This window comes from Streptomyces sp. MK37H, assembly GCF_018035285.1.
Lineage (GTDB): Bacteria > Actinomycetota > Actinomycetes > Streptomycetales > Streptomycetaceae > Streptomyces > Streptomyces endocoffeicus.
The window spans coordinates 1-5,876 of sequence record NZ_JAAAYH010000514.1 but is presented as its reverse complement, the minus strand read 5'-3'; the positions used below and the strand labels follow the sequence as shown (position 1 = coordinate 5,876).

The following is a 5,876-nucleotide window of genomic DNA, read 5'->3' as shown; positions in this document are numbered from 1 at the left end:
GACGGTGCCCTCGGAGTCGACCGCGGGCGACTGAGCCGGGGTGTGCGGGGCGCGGGTCATGCGCGGTGCGAGGACGGCGCCCTCGCGTACCGCCACCTGTGGTTCGTCCAGCTCGATGGCGGTGGCGACGGCGGCGGCGAGCCAGTCGTCCGCCGCGCCGTCGAGGTCGGCCAGGACGAACTGGCCCGGGTTCTCCGACTGGGCGGCGCGCAGCAGGCCCCACACCGGGGCATGCACGAGGTCGGCCACGTCCTCGCCCGGCGCGGTGGACACCGCGCCCCGCGTCACCACGACCAGGCGCGAGGAATCCAGCCGGGCGTCGTCCAGCCATGCGCGCACCAGCTCCAGCGCGCGGGTGGTGGCCGTGTGCACGAGGCCGGGGAGCGCGCCGTCGAGGTCGTGCGGCACGGTGTCGAGGACGGCGACGGCGGTCTGCGGCGCGTCCGCGGCCCGGGCGTCAAGCTCGGCCAGCAGCGCCGGAACGTCCTCGTAGTCCCCGTTCGGGCCAAGGGTGACCCAGTCGGGGGTCTCGGTGGCGGGCTGGAGGGCCGTCCAGTCGATACGGAAGAGGGCGTCCCGGGTCGGGTCGCTCGCCTGCCGCAGTTGCTCGGGCGACACGGGGCGCAGGACGAGGGAGTCGACGGTGGCGACGGGGGCGCCGGACGGGTCCGCGACCGTGACCTCCACGGTGTCCTCGCCCGCCGGGCGAACGCGGACCCGCAGCTTGGTGGCGCCGACCGCGTACAGCGACACGCCGGACCAGGAGAACGGCAGCCGCAGCTCATCCGCGTCCCCGGCCGGTGTGTTCAGCAGCGCGGCGGGGTGGAGGGCGGCGTCGAGCAGCGCCGGGTGGAGGCCGAACCGGCCCGCCTCCTGGCTCTGCGCCTCGGCCAGCTCCACCTCGGCGTACACGGCCCCGTCGGTGCCGCGCCACGCGGCCCGCAGGCCCTGGAACGCCGGGCCGTAGCCGTAGCCCGCGTCGGTGATCCGATCGTAGAAGTCCTCGACCGCGACAGCCTCGGCACCGGGCGGCGGCCACGCCACCAGACCGTCGGGGGCGGGAACGCGCTCGGCGGCGAGCACACCGGTGGCATGGCGCGTCCACGGCTCGTCGGTGGCGTCGTCCTCGGGGCGGGAGTGGACGGCCAGTTCGCGGCGGCCCGCCGGATCGGGAGCGGACACCGAAAGCTGCACCTGGACGCCGCCGCGCTCGGGCAGCACCAGCGGCGCCTCCAGGGTCAGTTCGTCCACCAGTTCGCAGCCCACCTCGTCGGCGGCACGCAGCCCCAGTTCGACGAAGGCCGCCGCCGGGACGAGGACGGTGCCGAGGGCCGCGTGGTCGGCCAGCCAGGGGTGGGTCTGCAGCGACAGCCGCCCGGTCAGCAGCAACTGGTCCTCGCCGGCCACCCGCACGGCGGCGCCCAGCAGCGGGTGGTCGGCGGCGCCGAGGCCAAGCCCGGTGGCGTCGGCGGTGGAGAGGGCCTGGGACTCCAGCCAGTAGCGCTTGTGCTGGAAGGCGTACGTGGGCAGCCCCAGCAGCCGCTGGGCACCGCTCCCCGCGAACACCGCGTCCCAGTCGACGGGCAGTCCCTGGACGTAGCCCTCGGCGAGTGAGGTCAGGAACCGCTCGGGGCCGCCCTCGTCACGGCGCAGGGTGCCCAGCGCGACGGCGTCGGCGGCCGTGTCCTCGAACGTCTCCTGAAGGCCGACGGTGAGCACCGGATGGGCGCTGGACTCCACGAAGAACCCGAAACCATCGGCCACCAGCGCCCTCACGGTCTCATCGAAACGCACGGTCCGACGGAGATTGGTGTACCAGTACTCCGCATCCAGGCCGGTGGTGTCGATGACCCCACCGGTCACCGTCGAGTAGAAGGGAACCTCGCCCTGACGCGGCTCGATCCCCTCCAACGCGCCGACGACCTGTTCGCGGATCGACTCCACCTGCGCGGAATGCGACGCGTAATCCACCGCGATACGACGCGCCCTGATCCCGTCCGCCTCGCACACGGTCAGCAACTCATCCAACGCCTCCGGCTCACCCGACACCACCGTCGACGACGGCCCATTGACGGACGCGACCGAGACCCGCTCACCCCAGCGCTCCAGCCACCCCCGCACCCGCTCGGCGGGCAACGGCACCGACACCATCCCGCCCCGGCCCGACAGCCCCTGCGCGATCGCCCGCGCCCGCAACACCACCACACGCGCCGCATCCTCCAAAGACAGCGCCCCCGACACCGCCGCCGCCGCGATCTCACCCTGACTGTGACCAACCACCGCCGCCGGCTCCACACCCACCGAACGCCACACCGCCGCCAGCGACACCATCACCGCCCACAACGACGCCTGCACCACCACCACGTCATCCAAAGAAGCGGCACCCTCGCCACCCCGCACCACATCCACCACCGACCAGTCCACATACGGACGCAACGCCACATCACACTCCGCCAACCGCTCCGCGAACACCGGCGAGGACTCCAGCAAACCCCCCGCCATCCCCCGCCACTGCGACCCCTGACCCGGAAACACGAAGACGGTCCGCGAAGCCCCGGACCGTACCGTCCCGGACACCGACTCCGGTGCGGTCAGGCCCTCGGCGAGGGCCATCAGCCCCGTGAGCGCGCTGCCCCGGTCGGCGGCGATCACCACGCCCCGGTGTTCCAACGCGGCCCGTGTGGTGGCGAGCGTGTGGCCGAGGTCGGTGGCGTCCAGCTCGGGGTGGGCGCGCAGATGGGCCGCGAGCCGCCCGGCCTGGGCCCGCAGCGCGTCCCGCGTACGGCCGGAGACCACCCACGGGACCACGGGCAGGTCAAGGCGCCGCTCGCCCGTGGCGGCGGTGGGGTCCGGTTCCCGCGGGGTATCGTCCTGCCCGGCCACCGGCTCCGGCGCCTCCTCCACGATGAGGTGGGCGTTGGTGCCGCTGATGCCGAAGGAGGAGATCCCCGCCCGGCGCGGACGGGTCTGTCGCGGCCAGTCCACGGACTCCGTCAGCAGCTTGACCGCGCCCGACGACCAGTCGACGTGGGACGAGGGGGCGTCGACGTGGAGCGTGGGCGGGAGCGCGTCGTTCTGGAGCGCCATCACCATCTTGATGACGCTGACCACGCCGGCCGCGTGGGCGGTGTGGCCGAGGTTGGACTTGATGGAGCCGAGCCACACGGGCCGGTCCTCGGAACGTGCCTTGCCGTAGGTGGCCAGCAGCGCCTGCGCCTCGATCGGGTCGCCCAGCGTCGTTCCCGTGCCATGGGCCTCCACCGCGTCGACCTCGTCGGCGGCGAGTTGGGCGTTGGCCAGGGCCGCGCGGATGACGCGCTGCTGGGAGGGGCCGTTGGGGGCGGTGAGGCCGTTGGACGCGCCGTCCTGGTTGAGGGCGGAGCCGCGGACGACGGCCAGCACCTGGTGGCCGTTGCGCCGGGCGTCGGACAGCCGCTCGACCAGCAGGGTGCCCACGCCCTCGGACCACGCGGTGCCGTCCGCGGCCTCCGCGAACGCCTTGCAGCGGCCGTCACGGGCCAGTCCGCGCTGACGGCTGAAGTCCACGAACACCCACGGCGTCGGCATGACGGCCACGCCGCCCGCGACCGCGAGCGAGCATTCGCCGGAACGCAGCGACTGCACGGCCATGTGCAGCGCGACCAGCGACGACGAGCAGGCCGTGTCGACAGTGATAGCGGGGCCTTCCAGGCCGAGGCTGTACGAGACCCGGCCGGAGACGACGCTGACGAAGGAGCCGGTACCGGTGTATCCCTCGACGCCGTCGGGCACCCGCTGCATATTGGTCAGATATCCGGTGCCGGCCGCGCCGACGAAGACACCGGTCTTGCTGCCCCGCAGCGAGGTGGGATCGATTCCGGCGCGTTCGAAAACCTCCCAGGAGGATTCGAGGATCAGCCGCTGCTGCGGGTCCATGGCAAGGGCCTCGCGCGGCGATATCCCGAACATCTCGGCGTCGAAATCGCCCGCCTCGTAGAGGAATCCGCCCTTGCGCAGATAGGTCTTTCCGACGGCCTCGGGGTCGGGGTCGTAGATTCCCTCGATATCCCAGCCGCGGTCCGTCGGAAAGTCCGATATCGCGTCGGTGCCTTCCGACACCAGCCGCCACAGGTCCTCGGGCGACGCGACGCCGCCGGGGAACCGGCAGGAGATGCCGACGATCGCGATCGGCTCGTTGTCCCGCTCCTCGACTTCACGCAGACGCTGACGAGTCTCGTGCAGGTCGGCTGCCACACGCTTCAGGTAGTCAACCAGCTTTTCGTCGTTCGTCATCTGACGCGGTCCTCCTCCGAGCTAGATGGGATTTCGGCTGCGGAAATATCTCTCAGGAAATCCCGAGCTCGTTGTTGATGAAATCCAAGACTTCGTCAGCGGATGCCGACTTGAGACGGTCGGCCGACGTGGCCTCGCGCTTCGCCGCGCCCAGTTCTTTCCAGGTCGACAGCAGGTTTTCCAGACGCCGTGCGATCACGGTGTGTTCGTCGTCGTCCGTGGTGATACCGGTGAAGGCGTTTTCGAGTTTGGCCAGTTCGGCGAGCAGGGTGTCCGCCCCGGCCGGCTGGTCCTCCGGGGAGATCTGCTGGAGGAGGAAGCCGGCGAGGGCACCCGGCGTGGGGTGGTCGAAGATGAGGGTGGCGGGCAGCCGCAGCCCGGTCGCCGCGCCCAGCCGATTGCGGAGTTCGACGGCGGTGAGGGAGTCGAAGCCCAGCTCCTTGAACGCGCGGTCCGGCTCGACGGCCGCGGCCGAGCCGTGGCCGAGGACGGTCGCCACATGGGTGCGTACGAGGTCCACGAGCGCCGCTGTGCGCTCCTCCTCCGACAGCCCGGCCAGCCGCCGTTCCAGAGCCGGACCGTCCGCGCCCTGGTCCGCCGCCTGCGCGGCCCGCGCCCGGCGCACCGGTCCGGCCACCGCCAGCCCGCGCGCCAGCGCCCGGACCACCTCGCTGTCCGTGCCCGACGCCCACGCCGGGACGTCGAGGCGCGAGGTGACCACCAGCGGTTCGGCCATCCAGCGGCCCGCGTCGAACAGCGCGAGTCCGAGCCCCGAGGACATCGGCACGATGCCGGAGCGGGCGAGGCGCGCCAGGTCGGCCTGGTCGAGCTGTCCGGTGAGTTCGCTGGACTGTTCCCAGTGGCCCCAGGCGAGCGATACGCCGGGCAGTCCGGCCGCGCGCCTGCGGGCGGCGAGGGCGTCCAGGAAGGTGTTCGCGGCGGCGTAGTTGGCCTGACCGGGGTTGCCCACCACTCCGGCGAAGGAGGAGTAGAGCACGAAGGCGGACAGGTCGAGGTCGCGGGTGAGATCGTGGAGGTTGAGCGCGGCATCGGCCTTCGGGCGGAGCACCTTCTCCAGCCGCTCCGGGGTCAGCGCCCCGATGAGCCCGTCGTCCAGCGCCCCGGCCGCGTGGACGACACCGGTCAGCGGACGGTCGGCGGGGACGGCCGCGAGGACGGCGGCGAGCGCGTCGCGGTCGGCCGCGTCACAGGCCACCACCTCCGCGGTGGCCCCGGCATCGGTCAGCTCCGCCACCAGGTCGGCGGCGCCCGCCGCCTCCGGGCCCCGGCGACTGGTCAGCAGCAGGTGACGTACGCCGTGCTCGGCCACCAGGTGACGGGCCAACAGCCCGCCGAGGGTGCCCGTACCGCCCGTGACCAGCACGGTTCCGCCCGGGTCGAGGGGCCTGGGCACGGTTAGCACGATCTTGCCGATGTGGCGGGCCTGGCTCATGAAGCGCAGCGCCTCGGGCGCCCGCCGCACATCCCACGTCCGCACCGGCAGCGGCTTCAGCGCGCCCCGCTCGAACAGCGCCACCAGCTCGGTGAGCATGGTGGCCACCCGGTCGGGATCCACCTGGGCCAGGTCGTAGGCGTGGTAGTCA

The 5,876-nt window shown here is 72.6% G+C and carries 2 protein-coding genes; both read right to left on the bottom strand.

What is annotated here, in order from left to right; all coding sequences use genetic code 11:
* On the bottom strand, positions 1–4,272 hold a 4,272-nt coding region (locus GWI24_RS39395), incomplete at its 3' end, for a type I polyketide synthase (protein ID WP_210950833.1).
* Between the two features lie 52 nt (positions 4,273–4,324).
* Positions 4,325–5,876: beta-ketoacyl reductase (locus tag GWI24_RS39390; RefSeq protein ID WP_210950832.1), on the bottom strand; the 1,552-nt coding region annotated here is incomplete at its 5' end.